16 protein-coding genes are annotated in these 19793 nt (G+C 64.9%); 7 read left to right on the forward strand and 9 right to left on the reverse strand.

Annotation, left to right across the window (positions count from 1 at the left end; all coding sequences use genetic code 11):
• Nucleotides 1-29: 29 nt before the first annotated feature.
• Together L1P09_RS14415 and L1P09_RS14420 are read left to right on the forward strand one after the other, a co-directional pair.
• The gene (locus L1P09_RS14415; protein WP_235767776.1) at nucleotides 30-641 is read left to right on the forward strand and encodes a cell wall hydrolase; all 612 of its coding nucleotides are present in this window, start codon (nucleotides 30-32) and stop codon (nucleotides 639-641) included.
• A 231-nt stretch (nucleotides 642-872) separates the two neighbouring features.
• A complete protein-coding gene (locus tag L1P09_RS14420; protein ID WP_235767777.1) occupies nucleotides 873-1724 on the forward strand; it encodes a CAP domain-containing protein in 852 nt (283 codons plus the stop codon).
• A 34-nt stretch (nucleotides 1725-1758) separates the two neighbouring features.
• On the opposite strand, the gene L1P09_RS14425 is transcribed toward L1P09_RS14420, so the two are convergent.
• The gene (locus L1P09_RS14425) at nucleotides 1759-2733 is read right to left on the reverse strand and encodes a GlxA family transcriptional regulator (RefSeq protein WP_029887073.1); all 975 of its coding nucleotides are present in this window, start codon (nucleotides 2731-2733) and stop codon (nucleotides 1759-1761) included.
• A gap of 105 nt (nucleotides 2734-2838) precedes the next feature.
• Between L1P09_RS14425 and L1P09_RS14430 the strand changes: the two genes are divergently transcribed.
• Nucleotides 2839-3450 (forward strand): LysE family translocator, encoded by a 612-nt coding sequence (locus L1P09_RS14430; protein ID WP_054905564.1) that lies wholly within the window; start codon nucleotides 2839-2841, stop codon nucleotides 3448-3450.
• A 41-nt stretch (nucleotides 3451-3491) separates the two neighbouring features.
• On the opposite strand, the gene L1P09_RS14435 is transcribed toward L1P09_RS14430, so the two are convergent.
• The gene (locus L1P09_RS14435; protein ID WP_054905563.1) at nucleotides 3492-4694 is read right to left on the reverse strand and encodes an MFS transporter; all 1203 of its coding nucleotides are present in this window, start codon (nucleotides 4692-4694) and stop codon (nucleotides 3492-3494) included.
• A gap of 104 nt (nucleotides 4695-4798) precedes the next feature.
• Nucleotides 4799-5704 (reverse strand): LysR family transcriptional regulator, encoded by a 906-nt coding sequence (locus L1P09_RS14440; RefSeq protein ID WP_235767778.1) that lies wholly within the window; start codon nucleotides 5702-5704, stop codon nucleotides 4799-4801.
• A gap of 318 nt (nucleotides 5705-6022) precedes the next feature.
• Here L1P09_RS14440 and L1P09_RS14445 point away from each other — a divergent pair, with 318 nt between their 5' ends.
• Together L1P09_RS14445 and L1P09_RS14450 are read left to right on the forward strand one after the other, a co-directional pair.
• Nucleotides 6023-8440: a glucose/quinate/shikimate family membrane-bound PQQ-dependent dehydrogenase gene (locus tag L1P09_RS14445; RefSeq protein ID WP_054905561.1), complete on the forward strand. Its 2418-nt coding sequence runs from the start codon at nucleotides 6023-6025 to the stop codon at nucleotides 8438-8440.
• 128 nt (nucleotides 8441-8568) lie between these two features.
• Entirely contained in the window at nucleotides 8569-9837 is a 1269-nt protein-coding gene (locus tag L1P09_RS14450; protein ID WP_009686532.1) for a carbohydrate porin, read from the forward strand.
• 70 nt (nucleotides 9838-9907) lie between these two features.
• Here L1P09_RS14450 and argE read toward each other — a convergent pair whose 3' ends face one another.
• Entirely contained in the window at nucleotides 9908-11068 is a 1161-nt protein-coding gene (argE, locus tag L1P09_RS14455) for an acetylornithine deacetylase (RefSeq protein ID WP_054905560.1), read from the reverse strand.
• On the reverse strand, nucleotides 11061-11738 hold the full coding sequence (locus L1P09_RS14460) for a DUF1028 domain-containing protein (protein WP_054905559.1): 678 nt from the start codon (nucleotides 11736-11738) through the stop codon (nucleotides 11061-11063). Before L1P09_RS14460 ends, argE begins: the two co-directional genes overlap by 8 nt.
• Nucleotides 11739-12046: 308 nt before the next feature.
• Between L1P09_RS14460 and L1P09_RS14465 the strand changes: the two genes are divergently transcribed.
• Together L1P09_RS14465 and L1P09_RS14470 are read left to right on the forward strand one after the other, a co-directional pair.
• Nucleotides 12047-13366 (forward strand): flavin-containing monooxygenase, encoded by a 1320-nt coding sequence (locus tag L1P09_RS14465; RefSeq protein ID WP_182365138.1) that lies wholly within the window; start codon nucleotides 12047-12049, stop codon nucleotides 13364-13366.
• Nucleotides 13366-13782, forward strand: a complete 417-nt coding sequence (locus L1P09_RS14470) for a RidA family protein (RefSeq protein ID WP_029887064.1) — start codon at nucleotides 13366-13368, stop codon at nucleotides 13780-13782. The genes L1P09_RS14465 and L1P09_RS14470 overlap by 1 nt, the downstream gene beginning before the upstream one ends.
• 170 nt (nucleotides 13783-13952) lie before the next feature.
• Here the strand turns inward: L1P09_RS14470 and L1P09_RS14475 are convergent, their stop codons facing one another.
• The 4 genes from L1P09_RS14475 to pgm all read right to left on the reverse strand — a co-directional run bounded on the left by L1P09_RS14475 (nucleotide 13953) and on the right by pgm (nucleotide 19593).
• A complete protein-coding gene (locus L1P09_RS14475; protein WP_235767779.1) occupies nucleotides 13953-16358 on the reverse strand; it encodes a TonB-dependent receptor in 2406 nt (801 codons plus the stop codon).
• A gap of 66 nt (nucleotides 16359-16424) precedes the next feature.
• Nucleotides 16425-17369 (reverse strand): FecR domain-containing protein, encoded by a 945-nt coding sequence (locus L1P09_RS14480; protein ID WP_054905556.1) that lies wholly within the window; start codon nucleotides 17367-17369, stop codon nucleotides 16425-16427.
• Nucleotides 17366-17878: a sigma-70 family RNA polymerase sigma factor gene (locus L1P09_RS14485; protein WP_009686523.1), complete on the reverse strand. Its 513-nt coding sequence runs from the start codon at nucleotides 17876-17878 to the stop codon at nucleotides 17366-17368. Before L1P09_RS14485 ends, L1P09_RS14480 begins: the two co-directional genes overlap by 4 nt.
• Before the next feature lie 77 nt (nucleotides 17879-17955).
• The gene (pgm, locus tag L1P09_RS14490; RefSeq protein WP_054905555.1) at nucleotides 17956-19593 is read right to left on the reverse strand and encodes a phosphoglucomutase (alpha-D-glucose-1,6-bisphosphate-dependent); all 1638 of its coding nucleotides are present in this window, start codon (nucleotides 19591-19593) and stop codon (nucleotides 17956-17958) included.
• Nucleotides 19594-19793 lie beyond the last annotated feature (200 nt).

Genomic DNA, 19793 nt, shown 5'->3' on the forward strand with positions numbered 1-19793 from the left:
GGCATCAGCCCACCATTGGGAGTTAGACCATGCGCTTTTCGTGGATGCTGATCGGCCTGACCACCGCCCTGCTTGCCGCCCCCTTGCACGCTGCCGACCCCGCCAAAGCCGCCGTGGCCGAGGGCAAGGCCGAGGCCCTTGAAGAAAAAGTGGTCGAGGCAGCGCCCCCGCCCAAGCCCGCCGAAAAGTTGACCCCGAGCGAAGCGCAGGCCGTGGACCCGGCTGGCAAGGCACCGCTGGATGACAGCCTTACCTGCCTGGCGCGCACCCTTTACTGGGAAGCCAAGGGCGCCGATGCCTCAGACATGGCCGCCGTGGCCAGCGTGGTGCTGAACCGCCTGGGCCAGGATGGCTTCCCGGATACCATCTGTGGTGTGGTCAAGCAGGGCGTTGAAAGCAGAGCCTGCCAGTTTTCCTGGTGGTGCGACGGGCGCCCCGACCAGGTCGAGGAGCCGCAGCGCTACGACGTTGCCAAGGAAATTGCGCGCAAAGCCCTCAACCAGCAGTTGCAGGATTCCACTGGCGGCGCGCTCTACTTCCATGACCGCAGTGTGCATCCAGCCTGGGCCAAGACTTATCGCCGAACGGCCAAGACCACGCACTTTTTGTTCTACAAACCCAACCAGGCTTTGGCCCGCTGACAAGGCACGTGTTAGCGCACACTGCCCTGTCACCCGACTGGTCGCCGGCTTTTAGATTTGTTTGCCCAAGCTTCGCACTTTTGCGGCGGGCAATGGTCTACCTCCCTTCGTGTACCGCCGGCACTAATTGCCGGCGTTTTATTTGCCTTGCACCCGCCTGGGCCAAAAGCCCCGAGCTTGTGTAGGATGAGCAGCGCCTACCACGCCGCTGCCAGTCATAGGGAGATACACATGCGCGTGCTGTCATCCGTTGCCGCCTTGTCGCTTGGCCTGTTGATTTCGACCGGGGCATTGGCCGTTACCGGCGAAGAAGCGCAACTGATCGCGTCGATCAATGCCTACCGCAGCCAGGCCCAACCTTGCGGTGGCGAGGCATCGCTGGAACTGCCACCGCTGAACAGCGATACCCGCCTGGCGCTGTCGCCGGAGGGCACCCGCGATCTGCAGCAGGCCATGACCCGGGCGGCCTACCCTATGGTCAATGTGCAGGCCATCAGCCTGTCGGGGCCGCGCGATGCGCCTGCGGCCATGCATGCCATCGAGGAAAGTTTCTGCCAGGTGGTGCTGGACCCGCAGTTCGTCGACATTGGCGTCAGCCAGGAAGGCCGCGATTGGCGTATCGTGCTGGCCCGGCCACTGCTCAGTGGCCGCCTCGGTGACTGGCAAGCCGAAGGGCAGAAAGTGGTGGAGGAAATCAACGCGGCCCGCAAGGTGCCCCGGCAGTGTGGCGGGCAACCCTTCGCTGCCGCCCCGCCGTTAAGCTGGAACACGGTGCTGGCGGGGGCTGCCGCCAACCACACGCGGGCCATGGCCAACCAGAATTTCTTCGACCACATCGACAAGGATGGCCGCACCCCCGGCGACCGGGCGGAGCTGGCCGGCTACCTGTATCAGCAGATCGGCGAGAACATTGCTGCTGGGCGTGACACTGCGCACAAGGTGGTCGAAGGCTGGCTGGACAGCCCCGGGCACTGTGCCACGTTGATGAACCCCGAGTTCCGCGACCTGGGGGCTGCCTACGCAGTGGACCCAAAGAGCGATGCGGGCATCTACTGGACCGCACTGTTCGGCACACCACAGTGAATTCGAGCCCCCTTGCAACCCTGTCAGGCGCGCTTCAGCCCTGGTGTGTAGCTGCTCGCAGCTCGAGCGCGGTACAGCCAAACCGCGCCCGCAGGCATTTGCCCAGGTAACTGGCATCGCCCAGGCCGACTTCATCGGCAATCTGCGCCAGGCTGTGCGTGGAGTTGAGCAAGCGCCAGCGTGCTTGCTGCAGGCGCATTTCGCGCCACCAGGCCTTGGCACTCAGGCCATGACTGGCATGAAACTGCCGGTCCAGCTGGCGCCGGCTGATGCCCAACGCTGCCGCCAGTTGCTCCACCGCCAGCGGCGCCCCCAGGTGATGGCGCATCAGTGCCTGCGCCTTCTGCACCTGGCGCCCCGGCCCGCTGCCCGGCTCCAGCGAGCGCAAGGCATGGCGGCTGTCGCGGGTTTCATCCACCAGCATGTCGGCCAAGCCCTTGAGTGCCCGCGTGCGACCGCAGGCACGTGACAGCAGCGCGACAGCCAGGTCGATGGCCGCCGTGCCACCGGCGCAGGTAATACGGTTGCCATCGATGCAGTACAGTTGCTCAGGCAGTAGCTGCACATGCGGGAACGCCGCCCGGAATTCGGCTTCGTGGCGCCAGTGCACCACCACCTTGTGCCCACGCAACAGGCCGCACGCCGCCAGCAGGAAAACACCATTGTCGACCCCGACCAATTTGACGCCCGCCTTGCTGGCGCGCTTGAGCAAAGCCTGGTAGCGCGGTGCAAGTGCGGCGGTGGCCATGGCATTGCGCCCGCCGAACAGCACCAGGTAGTCGAAACTGGCCAACTCGAGGTCGCCGGCCACGGCCTCGACCTGCAGCACTGCACCGCTGCTGGAAGGCACCGGTTCACCACCCAGCCCCGCCACCGTCCAGCTGCAATAACGCTGCTGGCTGTAGTCCTCGTCATCGGCGCTGAAGCGCAACTTGTCGAGGAAAGCGCCAAACGGCAGCAAGGCAAAATCCGGTAGCGGCAAGATCAGCAAGCGAATATCGGGATACACAGTATTCACGTCCAGAAAGTACCATCGAATGTCCGGATATTACCCTGCCAGCGCCACCATTGCGCCCTAGACTGGCGCCCTGTTCATCACATGGCGTTACCCGGCATGAACCTCGACACATGGCTCATCTACCTGCTGGCGAGCATCGGTTTGTCGCTCACCCCAGGCCCTAACAGCCTGCTGGCCTTGACCCACGGCGCCCTGTATGGGGCCCGGCGAACCCTGTTCACCATTGTCGGCGGCGTATTCGGCTTCAGCGCGCTCATCGCCCTGGCGATGTTCGGCCTTGGTGCATTGCTGCAGTCCTCGGCGTCGGTGCTTGGCGTACTGAAATGGCTAGGGGGTGCCTATCTGGTCTGGCTAGGTGTGCAGCTGTGGCGCAGCCCAGGCCTGCAGTTGGAACTCAATGCGGGCAACGCTGGGCTGAACAACGCAGGGTTGTTTCGCCAAGGGCTGCTGTCGGCCATGGCCAACCCCAAGGTGCTGCTGTTCTACGGCGCGTTCCTGCCACAGTTCATCGACCCACAGCGCGGGCTGCTGTTGCAGTTCGTGGTCATGGCGGCCACCTTCGCCAGCGTCGAGTTTCTGGTCGAATACCTGCTGGCGCGGCTGGCGTACCGCGTTCGGCCCTGGCTGAGCAAAGCAGGCAAAGGCTTCAATCGCTGCTGCGGGGGCTTGTTCGCCCTGATTGGCGTGGCCTTGCCCTTGAGCCGCTAGCCCCTGGCACAGGCAGGCCACTGCCACTGGCGTTGCAGCGCCTATCGAGCCTGGCGTGCCTGGAAAACGAAGACCAGCAGCGCCAGCCCCGGCAAGGCGGCGCCCACCAATGCCACCCCTGGCCAACCAACCTGGCTGAACAGCGCACTGGCCACTGCCGAACCCACTGCCCCGCCAAGGAAGATGCTGGTCATGTACACCGCATTCAAACGCCCACGGCTGGCCGGGTCCAGTGCATACACTTCACGCTGGCCGATCACCATGTTCATCTGCACCGCAAAATCCAGCAGCACACCCGTCAGGCCCAGGCCGATCACGCTGTAGCCGGGCACCGTCAAACCCAGCAGCAAGGCGGCCGGCGCCAGTAACAGCGCCAGTAACGACCCCGCCCGGGCATGCCCGGCATCGGCCAGGCGGCCGGCAATGGGTGCCGCAACCGCACCCACTGCGCCGACCAACGCGAACAAGGCAATCTGGCTTTGCGACAGGCCATGCCCTGCAGCCAGGGCCAGCGGCACCGCCGTCCAGTAAAGGCTGAATGCGGCGAACATCAGGGCCTGGTAGAGCGAGCGCTGGCGCAGCAGCGGGTAACGGCGCAGCAAGGTGAGCAGCGACAGCATCAGCCCTGCGTAACTGGCCTTGTGCTCGGGCCGACGCTGCGGCAGGGTCGACGCCAGCAGCAGGATGATCGCCAACATCACCCCGGCAGCGCCGATGAATACCGCACGCCAGCCGAAGTGGTCGGCCACCAGGCTGGACAACGGCCGGGCCAGCAGGATGCCCAGCAGCAACCCACCCATGATGTTGCCCACTACCCGACCGCGCTGGTGCTCGGGTGCCAGGTGCGCCGCCAGCGGAATCAGCATCTGCACCGCCACTGAACTGAAGCCGATCAGCAGGGCGTAACCCAGGAACAACTGCCCCTGGCCACTGCCACTGGTACCTGCCAACAGCAGGCTGATGCAGGCCAGAACGGCGGTGGCCACCATCAGACGACGGTTTTCCAGCAAGTCGGCCAACGGTACCAGCAACAACAGGCCCAACGCATAGCCGAGCTGGGTGAGGGAAACGATCAGGCTGGCATGTTCGGTAGACAGCCCCAGGTCCGGTGCGATCAGCCCCACGATGGGTTGGGCGTAGTAGATGTTGGCGACGATAGCGCCGCAGCAAAACGCCAGGAGTACCACCAGGGCCCGGCTCAGGCCGGCAGTGGCCGGTTGCGCTGACGCGACGGAAGGGTTCATGCGAGGTTCCTCGACAAGGTATGGGGATGACGGCCACCTTACCTGCGGGCAGCGGCGCCGAGAATTGGGCAGCTACGCAACGCGCCTTTGCGTACAGCGCAACGCTAGCGGCCAGTATTCAGCACATTTTCGCAAAACCCGATGAAAGCGCTGACCCGTCGCGAACCCCGGTGGTTGGGCAGGTACAGGGCGTTGATACAGTCGTTGGCGGTGCCAGGGTTGGCTTGCCATTCAGGGAAGAGGCGCTGCAGCCGACCGCCTTCAACATCTTCGCGTACCAGCCAGTCGGCCAGCAATGCAATACCGCTGCCTGCCAGCGCCGTTTCGCGCAACATGTCGGCGTTGGCACTGCGCAGCGGCCCGCTTACGTCGAGCTCCAGGCTTTCCTGGCCACAGGTCAGCCGCCAGGGCCGTGCTTTTTGCCCATAGCGAAAACGCAGGCAGGGGTGTTCAAGCAGCTGCCGGGGATGCAGGAGCGGCCCGCGCTCGGCCAGGTAGCCCGGGCTGGCGTCCAGCCATCGTTGGAAGCGGCCGAGTGGGCGGCATACCATTTCATCGCTGGGCGATGGGTCACCCAGGCGGATCGACAGGTCATAACGCCCGTCGAGCAGGTCGTCGATGCGGTCGCTAAGGTCGATGTCCAGCTCCAGCGCCGGGTGGCGCGCCAGAAACGGCCCCAGGTGCGGGGCGATGACCCGCCTGCCGAACTCCACCGGCAAGCACAGGCGCAGCACACCGACCGGTTCCTCACCGCGGTCCGAGATGCTGGCATCGGCCTCGTCCAGCGCCTCGAAGATGCCTCGGGCGCGCTGGTAGTAGCGCGCGCCTTCCTCGGTCAGACTGACCTGGCGCGTCGAACGATTGAGCAAGGTGGCACCCAGCGCCGACTCAAGGGCATCGACCAGGCGCGTCACCGATGAGGTCGCCACCCCCAGCCGGCGTGCAGCCGCTGAAAAACCCTGGGCATCGACGGTGGCCACGAACATTTTCATCGCCAAAAGTTTGTCCATGTCAGGCCGTCCTCGAAAACTCGCAAAGGTCTAATAAACCGCCAGCCCGGTCAAGAAGCATGGCGCCAAGCAAACAGGGCCATGGCGGGCGCACGCCCAACCGGCGTTAAGCCTACAAATGAACGTAGCCGCGATAAAAAAACCTTGCCCGCCATACCCGGTGTTTTCCTGCATTTTTCCAGGCACGATCTAGAATTTTAGACACACCGCGTTAAGTTCAGCCCTGCGACAATCAGCCTCACAAAATTATGTACCAACTTGTTAATTAGCAAGCTAAGGGATTAAACTGCGCGCATTCCACCTGCTGAGATCCCTGGCATGAACGAAACACCGCGCGCCTCTGGCGCCTCTAAAATCATCCTGATTGGCCTGGGCGTGATCATCGCCCTGCTTGGCCTGCTCCTGGCTGCCGGCGGCGTCAAACTCGCCGGCCTGGGCGGTTCCTGGTACTTCCTGATCGGCGGCCTGGCCATGGCCATCGCCGGTGTGCTCATTGCCCGCCGTAAAAAAGCGGGCGCCTGGCTGTACGCGCTGTTCCTGGTTGGCACTGCCCTCTGGGCGCTGGTCGACGCCGGCCTGGTGTTCTGGCCGCTGTTCTCGCGCCTGTTCATGTTCGGTGTCATCGGCATGGTGGTAGCGCTGGTGTACCCACTGCTGGCCCGCGCCAATGGCGCCAGCGCCGGGCGCGGTGCCTACGGCGTTGCCGCGGTGATGGCCGTGGTGCTGGCGGTTGCCGCCGGCAACATGTTCGTCGCCCACCCAAGCGTGGCCCCTACTGGCAAAGGCCCGGGCATGACCGCGGTCGAGGCCGGCAAGGAACAGAAGGACTGGGCCCACTACGGTAATACCGAAGGTGGCAGCCGCTTCGCCGCGCTGGACCAGATCAACCGTGACAACGTGAACAAGCTGAAGGTGGCCTGGACCTACCACACCGGCGACGTCGCCATCAGCGACGGCAACGGTGCCGAAGACCAGCTGACACCCCTGCAGATCGGCAACAAGGTGTTCATCTGCACCCCGCACAACAACCTGATCGCGCTGGATGCCGACACCGGCAAAGAGCTGTGGAAGAACGCCATCAATGCCCAGTCCAAGGTCTGGCAGCGTTGCCGTGGCCTGGCCTATTTCGATGCCACTGCGGCCATCGCCCAGCCGACCCAGCCCAACAGCTCGCCGGTCACCGGCGGTAGCGTGCCGGCCGGCGCCAACTGCCAGCGTCGCCTGCTGACCAACACCATCGATGGCCGCCTGATTGCCGTCGATGCCGACACCGGCAAGTTCTGCCAGGGCTTCGGCAACAACGGCCAGGTCAACCTGATGGCCGGCCTGGGCGATGTGCCAGACTCTTACTACCAGCTGTCCTCGGCACCGCTGATGGCCGGCACCACCGTGGTGGTCGGCGGCCGCGTTGCCGACAACGTCCAGACCGACATGCCAGGCGGCGTGATCCGTGGCTTCGACGTGATCACCGGGGAAATGCGCTGGGCCTTCGACCCGGGCAACCCGGAAGACCGCCAGGCCCCGCAGGGCGACAACACCTACGTGCGCAGCACCCCGAACAGCTGGGCACCGATGTCCTACGACCCGGCGATGAACACCGTATTCCTGCCGATGGGCTCGTCGTCCACCGACATCTACGGTGTTGAACGCAGCAAGCTGGACCACACCTACGGCGCTTCGGTGCTGGCCCTGGACGCCACCACCGGCAACCAGAAGTGGGTGTACCAGACCGTGCACAACGACCTCTGGGACTTCGACCTGCCGATGCAGCCGAGCCTGATCGACTTCACCAAGGACGACGGCCAGACCGTACCTGCGGTAGTGATCGGCACCAAAGCCGGGCAGATCTATGTGCTCGACCGCGCCACCGGCAAACCGCTGACCCAGGTCGACGAAGTTCCGGTCAAGCCAGGCAACATTCCAAACGAGCCGTACTCGCCAACCCAGCCCAAGTCGGTGGGCATGCCGCAGATCGGCGCGCAGACCCTGACCGAGTCGGACATGTGGGGTGCTACCCCGTATGACCAGCTGCTGTGCCGCATCGACTTCAAGAAGATGCGCTATGACGGCTTGTACACAGCGCCTGGCACCGACCTGTCGCTGAGCTTCCCGGGTTCGCTGGGCGGCATGAACTGGGGCAGCCTTTCCACCGACCCGGTGCACGGTTTCATCTTCGTCAACGACATGCGCCTGGGCCTGTGGATCCAGATGATTCCGTCGCAGAACAAAGGCAATGCAGCGTCCGGCGGCGAAGCCCTGAACACCGGCATGGGTGCAGTACCGCTCAAGGGCACCCCGTATGCGGTGAACAAGAACCGCTTCCTGTCGGTAGCCGGTATTCCATGCCAGGCGCCGCCGTTCGGCACCCTCACCGCGATCGACATGAAGACCCGTCAGGTGGCCTGGCAGGTACCGGTGGGCACCGTTGAAGACACCGGCCCGCTGGGTATCCGCATGCACCTGCCGATCAAGATCGGCCTGCCCACCCTGGGCGGCACCCTGTCGACCCAAGGCGGCCTGGTGTTCATTGCCGGCACCCAGGACTTCTACCTGCGCGCCTACAACAGCGGCAACGGTGACGAAATCTGGAAGGCGCGCCTGCCAGTGGGCAGCCAGGGCGGCCCTATGACCTACGTTTCGCCGAAAACCGGCAAGCAGTACGTGGTCGTGACAGCGGGCGGTGCGCGCCAGTCGACCGACCGTGGCGACTACGTGATCGCTTACGCCTTGCCGTAACACAGCGTCGCCCCGTTCGCGGGTGAACCCGCCGCCACAGGAGGATCACTGCCCCGGCAAATGGTGCAGCCCCTGTGGCAGCGGGTTCGCCCGCGAAGAGGCCCGAACAGACAACCCGAGACACAGCAATGCCATCCGTAATTCGCTTCACCCCCACCCTGCTGCTGGCGCTGGCCAGCAGCACTGCACTCGCCAACGACGACCTCCTCACCCGCAGCACCCTCACCGGTGACTGGGGCGGCCTGCGCCACCAGCTGGAACAGGACGGGGTGAAAATCACCGGCGACTACAGCGGTGAAACCGCCTACAACGCGCATGGCGGCCTGCACCGCTCGGCGCGTTACTCGCAGAACGTCAAGCTGGGCGTGCAGTTCGACCTGTCGAAGCTGTACGGCCTGGACAACGGCGGCAAAGTCCAGCTGACCATCAACGACCGTCGCGGCAACAGCGCGTCGGACGACTTGGTCGGCAACCGCCTGCCGATCCAGGAAAACTACGGCGGTCTGTACACCCGCCTGACCGAGCTGAGCTACGAACGCACCCTGTTCACCCCTGCGCTCAACGTCAAGCTGGGCTACATGGCCATGGGCAACGACGTTGGCGGCCTGGACAGCGGCATCCTGTGCAATTTCATGAACGCCGGCTTCTGTGGCCACCCGCTGAACATGTCGGGGGGCAGCGGCTGGACCAACTACCCCAACGCCCACCTCGGCGTGCGCGTGAAGTACGACCTGTCGCCCGCCTGGCAACTGCGTGTGGCAGCGTTCAATGTGGACCCCGAGAGCAACGGCAATTCCAGCCGTGCCTGGCACCTGGGGCCCAAGCACACCACTGGCACCGTGGTCCCGGTGGAGCTGGTGTACAAGCTGCAGGGCGAGCTGCCGGGCGAGTACAAGCTGGGGTACTACTACGACAGCTCCGACGTGAAGCGCATCGGCAGCGACGACGAAGTGTCGGGGCGCGGCGGGCACTACCTGCTGGTCGACCAGGCGCTGTGGAACGATCAGGCCTCGCCAGGCCGCAGCCTGCACGCCTTCGGCCAGTATTCGGCGTCGAGCAAGGCCGCTTCGCCGTTTACCAAGTGGTATGGCGCCGGGGTGGTGCTGTACAAGCCGTTCGAAGGCCGCCCGAGAGATACCGTGGCACTGGGTTATGGCCGCGCCGTACCCAACCCGCGTAGCCGCGATGTGCTGGAAGATGCTGCATTCAACGCCGGCCAGCCGTTCCCCGATATCGACAGCGCCGAGCAGTTGATCGAGCTGAGCTACGGCTACCAGGCCACGCCATGGCTGAACCTGCGCCCGGATGTGCAGTACATCATCGAGCCAGGGGCGTTCACTGGCAAAGACATCGACAATGCGCTGGTGGTGGGCCTGCAGGTAAAAGCAACCTTCTGAGTCGCCGGGGACCGCACTGCGGCCCATTCGCGGGTGCATCCGCGCCCACAGAGCCCCGGCAGTTAAACCGTCAAGCCTGCCTGAGGTGATCCACCAGCCTGAGCAGCATGGCATCGCAGCCCTGCAGCTGTTCGACACTGACGAATTCATCCGGCTTGTGCCCCTGCTCCATGCTCCCGGGCCCGCACACCACGGTGGGGATGCCCGCCTGGTCGAACAGCCCGCCTTCAGTACCAAACGCCACGGTGCCGAACTTGTCCGAACCACTGAGCAGCGCCACCAGCTGCGCAGCTTCGCTGTTCTGCGGTGTAGCCAACCCCGGATAGGCACTCAGCGGCTGCAGGCGAATGGCGCTGTCGGCGTGGACCTTGCGCATGCGCGGCAGCAACTCGGTCTCGGCATAGGCCTGCAGTTGGTCCGCCACCGCCTGTGCCTCGAACCCCGGCAAGGCACGCACCTCGAAATCGAATTCGCACTCGGCCGGCACGATGTTCAGCGCCCTGCCCCCTTTGATCACCCCGGTCTGCACCGTGGAGAACGGTGGGTCGAAACGTTCGTCGTGATGCTGCGGCAAGGCCAGCGCGTCGCCGATATCACCCAGCTTGCCGATAAGCCTGGCGGCATACTCGATGGCATTCACGCCATACGGTGCATACGCTGAATGGCAAGCAGCGCCATGCACCTGGCAGCGCATCGCCAGTTTGCCCTTGTGCCCCAACACGGGTTTGAGTTCGGTGGGCTCACCGATCAGGCACAGCCGTGGTTTGTGCGGGCGCTGTTCGAGCGCTGCGAGCATCGAGCGTACACCCAGGCAGCCGACCTCTTCGTCATATGAAAATGCCAGGTGCACCGGCATGCGTAGCGGCTGGGCGAGAAAGGCCGGTACCGCTGCCAGCACTGACGCGATGAAGCCTTTCATGTCGGCTGTGCCACGGCCATACAAGCGGCCATCGTGTTCGCTGAGGGCGAACGGTTCGGCCGTCCAGGCCTGGCCGTCTACCGGCACCACGTCGGTATGCCCGGACAGCACCACGCCGCCAACATCCTTGGGCCCGATGGTGGCAAACAGGTTAGCCTTGGTTCTCTCCGGGTTGTGGAACAGCTCGCATTCCACGCCCAACCCGGCCAGGTAATCGCGAATGAAGCCGATCAGCGCCAGGTTTGAGTCACGGCTGACCGTGGCAAAGCCGACCAGCCTGGCCAGCAGCGTGCGGCTGGCAAACTCACTCATCGCCCGGCACCCCGTAGCTTGGCGCAGAGGTCGGGTTGAGGGCGCGGGTAACGTAGTCTTGCATTTGTGGGCGGTAGGCTTGCCACAGGCCATCGAGCGCTCCGATCGGGTCGTTGTCGGCCCAGTCGACGCGCAGGTCCACCAGTGGCCAGGTCAGCTCGCCCGCAATTTTCAGCGCCGCCGAGTGTACCGGCCCCGCCTCACCGCCCGCAGCCATCGCCGCGTGCATGGCCGCCAGCAGGCGGTCGGCCAGGTGCCCACCGGCCTGTTCGAAGGCCAGCACCATCGCTTCGATCACCACGGTGGAGGACAGCAAATTGCCCGCCGCCGCGCATTGCTCGCCGGCCACGGCATGGTGTGTGCCAAGCGCCTCGCGCCCCGTGAACAAGGCCACCTGGCCGGTGCTGTCGATCACCGTCACCTGGCGGTACTCGCTCCAGCCATTGGCGCTCAACACCCGGTCCAGCGCAGCGGCGGGTGGCAACTGGCCCTGCTCCATGGCGTCGAGAATCTGCGGGCCCAGCGCCGGCAGGGTGATGTTCTGGGTAGCGACCGCGCCCACGCCGGCACGCACCCACGGGCAACGGGCCCCTACGGCGATGCTCGACGAGCTGATGGCAATACCGATCTGGCCGGTTTCCTGGCAGCGACCAATGATGGAGAAGGTCATGGCATGGTTCCTGTGTGCTGTGCAATGCAGGCCATTCTGGGTGGAACCTTCGGGCAGGCGAAACCACCTTTTTCCGAGGAGCTAGGCAGGAAAAAACTAGGGTCTGAGGCCCGCTCCCACAGCGAGTGCGCGAGCTTTCAACGTTTCAACACGACAGTTGCGTTCACAAGATCCGGGCCTTCGCCGTTTTATCGGCAAGCCCCAGCTAAATACTATTTTCGCCATTTGCGCAGCATCCCTAGTCTGGCCCCAGGCAACGGCGGTCCCCAAACCGACCTGACAAAAACCGCCTGAACAAGGGCTCGGACATGACACTGAACAACTTCGAAATCGACACCCTCGTGGTCGGCGCCGGCCAGGCTGGCGTGGCCATGAGCGAACACCTGAGCAAGCTGGGCGTGCCGCACCTGGTGCTGGAGCGCAACCGCATTGCCGAGGCCTGGCGCAGCGGCCGCTGGGATTCGCTGGTGGCCAATGGGCCGGCCTGGCACGACCGCTTCCCAGGGCTGGAATTCAACCTCGATGCCGACGCCTTCGCCGGCAAGGACCAGGTGGCCGACTACTTCGAGCAGTACGTACGCAAGTTCAACCTGCCGGTGCGCACCGGCATCGAAGTGAAGAAAGTACAGCGCAACAGCGACCGCCCTGGCTTCACCATCGAAACCAATGAAGGCGTGATCCGCGCCAACCGCGTGGTGGCGGCGACCGGCCCGTTCCAGAAGCCGGTGATACCGGCGATCGCGCCAAAAGACGCCAACCTGCACCAGATCCACTCGGCCGCCTACTTCAACCCCGAACAACTGCCCGAAGGGGCAGTGCTGGTGGTGGGTGCAGGCTCGTCCGGCGTGCAGATCGCCGAAGAGCTGATGCGTGCCGGCCGCCAGGTGTACCTGTCGGTCGGCGCTCATGATCGCCCGCCACGGGCTTACCGCAACCGCGACTTCTGCTGGTGGCTTGGCGTATTGGGTGAATGGGACGCAGAGATTGCCAAGCCTGGCCGCGAGCACGTGACCATTGCCGTGAGCGGCGCCCGTGGGGGCCATACGGTCGACTTCCGTGCCCTCGCCCACCAGGGTATGACCCTGGTTGGCCTGACCCGGTCATTCGAAAACGGCGTGGCGCACTTCCAGGACAACCTGGTCGAGAACATCACGCGGGGCGATGAGAACTACCTGGCCTTGCTGGACGCCGCCGATGCCTATGTGGAGCGCAACGGCCTCGACCTGCCGCAAGAGCCTGAAGCGCGCCGGCGCCTGGCCGACCCGGCCTGCATGCTCAACCCACTGCAGCAGCTGGACCTGGCCAAGGCCGGTGTCCGCAGCATCATCTGGGCCACCGGCTACGGCGTGGACTTCAGTTGGCTGCAGGTGGACACCTTCGACGCCAATGGCAAGCCCCAGCATCAGCGCGGTGTCGCTCGCGAACCAGGTGTGTATTTCCTTGGCCTGCCGTGGCTGTCGCGCCGTGGCTCGTCGTTCATCTGGGGCGTATGGCACGACGCCAAACACGTCGCCGGCCACATTGCCACGCAACGCACCTACAGCGCCTACCGCGACCGCGACCAGCGCGCGGCCGACCGGCAGCAACCTGCCGCATTCAGCAACGTCAGCACCCTCGGAGCCCACTGATGCCTACCCATACCCGCATCCGCATGTTCAACACCAAGGCCACCTACCCCAACCAGACCCTGGACAACGACCTGTGCCAGGCGGTGCGGGCCGGTAACACCATTTATGTGCGTGGCCAGGTCGGCACCGACTTCGAAGGCAGGCTGGTGGGCCTGGGTGACCCGCGGGCGCAGGCCGAACAGGCGATGAAGAACGTCAAGCAACTGCTCGAAGAAGCCGGCTCGGACCTGTCGCATATCGTCAAGACCACCACCTACATCACCGACCCACGTTTCCGCGAGCCGGTGTACAAGGAAGTCGGCAAATGGCTCAAGGGCGTGTTCCCGATTTCCACCGGCCTGGTAGTGGCCGGCCTGGCCCAGGCCGAATGGCTGATGGAGATCGACGTGATCGCCGTGGTGCCGGACCAGGCGTGACCGGCAATTGCCAGGCGCTTGCCCTGTAGGAGCGGCCTTGTGTCGCGATGGGGCGCGAAGCGGCCCCGTTTTTTTGCGGCGAAGCTGAAGTTGCGGCGAAGCTGGAAATTTAGGGCCGCTTCGCGCCCCATCGCGACACAAGGCCGCTCCTACAGGGGACGGTGCAAGGCTTAGAAGCCGACCGTGGCAGACAGCAGATAGGTGCGTGGGGTCGACAGGGTCAGGCCCGGCTCGCTGTCATCCGGGGCCCCTGTCGAGCTCCAGTAGCGGTCATCCAGCACGTTCTCGACGCTGGCACGCAATGTGACCTCGGTCTCATCCACCTTGAACGCGTAGCGCGCCCCCAGGTCATAGCGCTCCCAGCCATCGATCTTCTTGCTGTTGTTCTGGTCCAGGTACTGCGAGCTGGAGTGGATACCGCGTGCCGTCAGGGTCAAGCCTTTGACCCCCGGCACGTCCCACTCGCCCCCCAGGTTCACGTTGTACTCCGGCGTGGCCGGGGCGCGGTTGCCGTCGTAGGCGCCATCGACCGTGTCGGTCAGCTCGCTGTCGATGTACATCACCCCACCCAGTACCCGCACACCCTGCACAGGCTCACCGAACACACTCAGCTCGATGCCGCGGTTATCACGCTTGCCATTGGGGCCGAACACCCGCGAAGCCGGGTTGGTTTCGTAGGCCGGCTGGCGAATGCGGAACGCGCTGGCGGTGAAGGCCACCTGGCCAAAGTCATACTTGGCCCCGACCTCGACCTGGCGGCTGGTGAATGGCGGAAATATCTGGTCTTCGTTGACCGAGGTCGACGGGGCGATCTTGCCTTGGCTCAGGCCTTCCATGTAATTGGCGTACAGCGACAACTGCTCGGTGACCTTGAGCAGCACCCCGCCAGAGGGCGAGACCTTTTCTTCGTCATAGGCGGTGTCGCCTTTGACGCCATCACTCCAGTCATCCACTTGCACCCGCTGCCAGCGCGCGCCCAGGGTCAGCAGAAGGCGGTCGTCGAAAAAGCCCAGGGTGTCGGCCAGGGCCACGCCGGAGAAGCGGTTTTCCGTGTAGACCTTCGAATCGAAGCGGGTGGGTGTGCCCGGCGTGGGTGTGGCCACCGGGTGGTAGAGGTTGCTGGGTGCGGCGGCATAACGGGCGCCGCCGTTGGTGAAGTCCATGTAGTAATAGCTGGCGGCCAGGTTCAGTTCGTGGCTGACCGGCCCGGTCTGCAGCCACTTGCGCAGGCCAGCCATGGCGGTACGCACAGATTCATCGCGGGTAAAGTCGCGGGGCTGCACACTGAAATTGCCGGCGTCATTGATGACCGACACGTTGTGGCGCAGGAAGTCATGGTTGCTCTTGCGCGCGCCGACCGCACCATAGGCCAGCAGCGAATCACTGATATCGTATTCGGCATTCAGTGCGCCAAAGGTGTCATTGGTGCGCGCCTTGCTCCAGGCCTGGGCATAGTTGTGGCGCACGTCATCGGCATCCGGCACCTTGGCGTTGGCGCCGATCAGCACACGCTCCTGCGGCGCATCGGTATCGCGCTCGGTGTGGCCCAGGTCGGCCGAGAGGCGCAGGCGCTCGCCGCGGAAATCCAGGCCCAGCACCGCCATCTGGCGATCGACAGACTGGTGGTCCCAGGCAGTATCGCCGGCTTGCTTGACGCCGTTGAAGCGCACACCGAACTGGTCACCTTCGCCGAAGCGCCGGCCGATATCCACAGCCCCCCCCACCTGGCTGTCGGAGGCATAGCTGCCGGTGAACGTGGTAATCGGCTTGTCGCCAGCGCGCTTGGGTTGCACGTTGATGCCACCGCCTACGCTGCCCCGGGGCGATATGCCGTTGAGCAACTGGTTGGGGCCTTTGATGATATCGACCCGCTCGGCCATTTCCATGTCGATCGAATAGGTCGGCAAGATCCCGTACAAGCCGTTGTAGGCGACATCACTATTGAACAGGCTGAAGCCGCGAATGGTGAATTGTTCGAAGCGCCCGCCGGCGGGGTTGGTGGCGCGTACCGAGGGGTCGCTGGCAATCAGCTCGCCCAGGGTGCGGGCCTGCTGGTTCTTGACCACCTCGCTGGTGTAACTGGTGATGCTGAAGGGGGTTTCCATGAAGTCCCGCGAGCCGAGCAGGCCTTGTGCGCCCTGGCGTGCCACCTGGCCGCCAGCGTAGGGCTGCGATTGGCCAGGGGCGACCAGCCCGCCGACGATACTGGTAGGGGCGATTTCCAGGGCGCTACCGGCCTGGGGGGCCGGCACCAGGGTGAAGGCCCCTTCACCCACCGGGAGCCATTGCAGGCCGCTGCCACGCAGCAATTGGGCAAACCCTTCGTCAACACTGTAGGCGCCAGACAGGCCAGCGCTCTGCCGGCCTTGCACCAGTGCCGGGTCCAGCGAAAGGCTGACGCCCGCCTGGTCGGCGAAGCGGGTCAACGCGGCCCCCAGGCTGGCGGGCGCTACCTGGTAAGTGCGGCGCACGGGCTCATCGGCCCAGGCCGGTGAACACAGCAACAGGCTCATGGCGAACAACGGATGCGCGGCGCGCGCCAGTGGGCGCAAGCGGCAAGACTTTACTGCAGGCATTGAACAAGGCTCCCCTTTATTTTCTCCTACCGGTAATGACCGGCGAGTGAAAAAAAGGGGACAGCCTCATGCACGATTTTCTCGCGCAGACAAACTGACCCAGTAACGGGTGCGTGACTGCACCTGCAACGGCAGGCTTGCAGCCAGCAAGGCCAGCACCCGGTCGGTGTCGTCAAGGCGGAAGGTGCCGGTGACGCGCAGCCGCTCCAGCGCGGGCGCCCAGCGCAGCACCCCGGGGCGGTAGCGACGCAGCTCGTGCAACAGTTCGCCCAGCGGCCGGTCGTCCAGCCGCAGCACCCCTTCGCGCCAGCCCAGCCGCCAAGGGTCCAGCCCGCTGACCGCGCCGACGCCAGTTGCCTGCAAGCTGGCCTGCTGCCCTGCCAGCAGCGTGCGTGCCGGGCCGCGGGCCGGCTGAAGCTGGGCCCTGCCGTTGAGCACCGACACCCGGCAGGCGTCGCCCAACAGGCGCAAGCACACCTCGGCATCGCCCAGCAGCACCTGGCCCTCGGGCACGTGCAAGGTCAGTTGCAGATGCGCGGGCACCTTTACCGCAACCTCCCCGCGCAGCAAGGTCAGGCGCCGTGCACCGAGGTCGAGATCGACCGCGCTGTCGGTATTCAACTGCAGGAAGGTCCCGTCGCTCAACAGCACCTGGCGCTGCTCTCCCACCGCGGTGCGCAGGTCGGCAGCCCAGGTTTCCAGGGGCAGCTCACGGCTTGCCAGCCACGCCGCCGGCAGCACCGCCGCCACGCCCAGGGCGCGCTTGAGCAGCGCCCGTCGGCCGGCATCCGGGCGGTCCAGCGTGGCCATTGCCAACGCCCCTGGCAGCCCGGAGAAGCGCGCGCGCAACAAGGCTGCCTTGTGCCACGCCTGCTCATGCAGGCTGCTGCTGGCGCGCCATTGCGCGAGCCGCTGCAGGTCCTTGTCGCTGGCGGCGCCGGAATCCAGCAGTGCCAGCCAACGGGCAGCGGCACGCACGGCCTTGCGGGTTTCGGCGCTAGGTTGGGTCATTGCAGATCGGCCAACAGGCAATGCTCGTAAGCCTGCGCCATGTAACGTTTGACCGAGCGCTCGCACACACCCAGCCGCTTGCCGATTTCGGCATAGCCCAGGCCTTCCAGCTGGCTCCAGAGAAACGCCCTGCGCACCGGCGGCTTCAGGCCGTCGAGCAGTTCATCCAGTGCTTGCAGGGTTTCCAGCACGATCCAGCGCTGCTCGGGCGACGGTACATGCTGCTCAGGCAACTGCGCCAAGGCATCCATGTAGGCCTGCTCCAGGCTGCGGCGCTGGTGGAAGTTGCTGAGCAGGCGCTTGCCCACGGTAAGCAGGTAGGCGCGTGGCTCGCGGATGTCTGCCAGCGGCTGAGCACTGGCCAGCACCCGCAGGAACGTATCCTGGCTGAGGTCGGCGGCATCCCAGGCATTGCCCATGCGCCGGCGCAGCCAGCTTTCCAGCCAGCTGCGATGCTCCCGATACAGGGCAGGCAGGCTAGGCTCTTGTGGCGGCGCGGCGTCGATCATGGGAAGGCCCTGCGGCGGCGTAAATAGGATTAATTCTAATTTACATCGCGCCGCAGTTCCAAGTGCTTTGTTGCCGGTCAGGCGATAGCAGCGTCCACCAGCACCTGCGCTTCCTGCACCAGACGCTGCAGGTGGGCTTCGTCGATGAAGCTTTCGGCGTAGATCTTGTAGATGTCTTCGGTGCCTGACGGGCGTGCGGCGAACCAACCGTTGGCAGTCATCACCTTCAGCCCGCCAATCGCCTGGCCATTACCTGGGGCGTGGCTGAGGATCTGCACGATCGGCTCACCGGCCAGCTCGGTGGATTTCACCTGCTCCGGTGCCAGCTTGCTCAGCAGCGCCTTCTGCCGCGCATCGGCCTTGGCCTCGACGCGGGTGGCATAGGGTTTGCCCAGTGCCTCGGTCAGGTCGGCATAGGCCTGGCTAGGGTTGCGCCCGGTGCGGGCGGTCATCTCGGCAGCCAGCAGCGCGGGGATCAGGCCGTCCTTGTCGGTGGCCCACACCGAGCCATCGCGGCGCAGGAACGATGCCCCTGCACTTTCTTCGCCACCAAAACCGAGTGTGCCGTCGAACAGGCCTTGGGCAAAGAACTTGAAGCCCACCGGCACTTCATACAGCTCGCGGCCCAGGCGCTGGGTAACCCGATCGATCAGGCCGCTGGACACCACGGTCTTGCCCACGGCGGCATCGCTGCGCCATTGCGGGCGATGGCGGTACAGGTAATCGATGGCCACGGCCAGGTAGTTGTTCGGCTGCAGCAGGCCATCGGCCGTGACGATGCCATGGCGATCATGGTCCGGGTCGCAGGCGAACGCCACGTCGAAGCGGTCGCGCAGGCCGATCAGGCCCTGCATCGCATACGGCGAGGATGGGTCCATGCGGATCTGGCCATCCCAGTCGACGGTCATGAAGCGGAAGGTCGGGTCGACCTCGGTATTCACCACTTCCAGGTCGAGTTGGTAATGCTTGGCGATCGCCGACCAGTAACGCACCCCTGCCCCACCCAGGGGGTCTACGCCCAAGCGCAGCTTGGCAGCACGGATGACGTCGAAGTCGATGACGTTTTCCAGGTCGGCCACATAGTGGCTGACGTAGTCATGGCGCTGGGTGGTGGCCGCCTGCAGGGCCTGGGCATGGTCCATGCGCTTGACGCCGGCCAGGTTGGCCGCCAGCAAGTCGTTGGCCTTGGCTTCGATCCACTTGGTCACGTCGCTGTCGGCCGGGCCGCCATTGGGCGGGTTGTACTTGAAGCCACCGCTTTGCGGCGGGTTGTGCGACGGGGTGATGACGATGCCGTCGGCCAGGCCCTGGGTACGGCCACGGTTATGGCAGAGGATGGCGTGCGACACGGCCGGGGTTGGCGTGTATTCGTCATCCTTGGACAGCATGACATGCACGCCGTTGGCGGCCAGCACTTCCAGGGCGCTGGCGGCGGCAGGGGCCGACAGGGCGTGAGTGTCGGCGCCGATGAACAGCGGGCCATCGATGCCCTTTTCCTTGCGGTACAGGCAGATCGCCTGGGTGATGGCCAGGACGTGGTACTCGTTGAAACTCAATTCAAGCGAAGTGCCGCGGTGCCCCGAGGTGCCGAAGGCCACCCGCTGGGCCGCCACGGCGGCGTCTGGGCGGCCGGTGTAGTAGGCGGTGAGCAGCCGGGGAATATCGACCAGCACGCTGGCTGGTGCCGGCTTGCCTGCCAAAGGACTGAGCTTCATGCAAAAACCTCGAGATCAACGGATGTTGGTGTTGGAACGTGCAGTGTACTGAGAGTTGCAAGGGTGTGCGATGGGCGCCAGCAAACAACACCGGCGTTGCCGCCGGCCACCCTGCCGCTGGCGGCCTGAAGCGCCAGGTGACCTGCCACCGGGTTGGCCACGACAGGCTAGAGTGATAGCCATATCGACCGAGAAAGAGG

Source organism: Pseudomonas juntendi, assembly GCF_021560075.1.
GTDB classification, from domain to species: Bacteria; Pseudomonadota; Gammaproteobacteria; order Pseudomonadales; family Pseudomonadaceae; genus Aquipseudomonas; species Aquipseudomonas juntendi.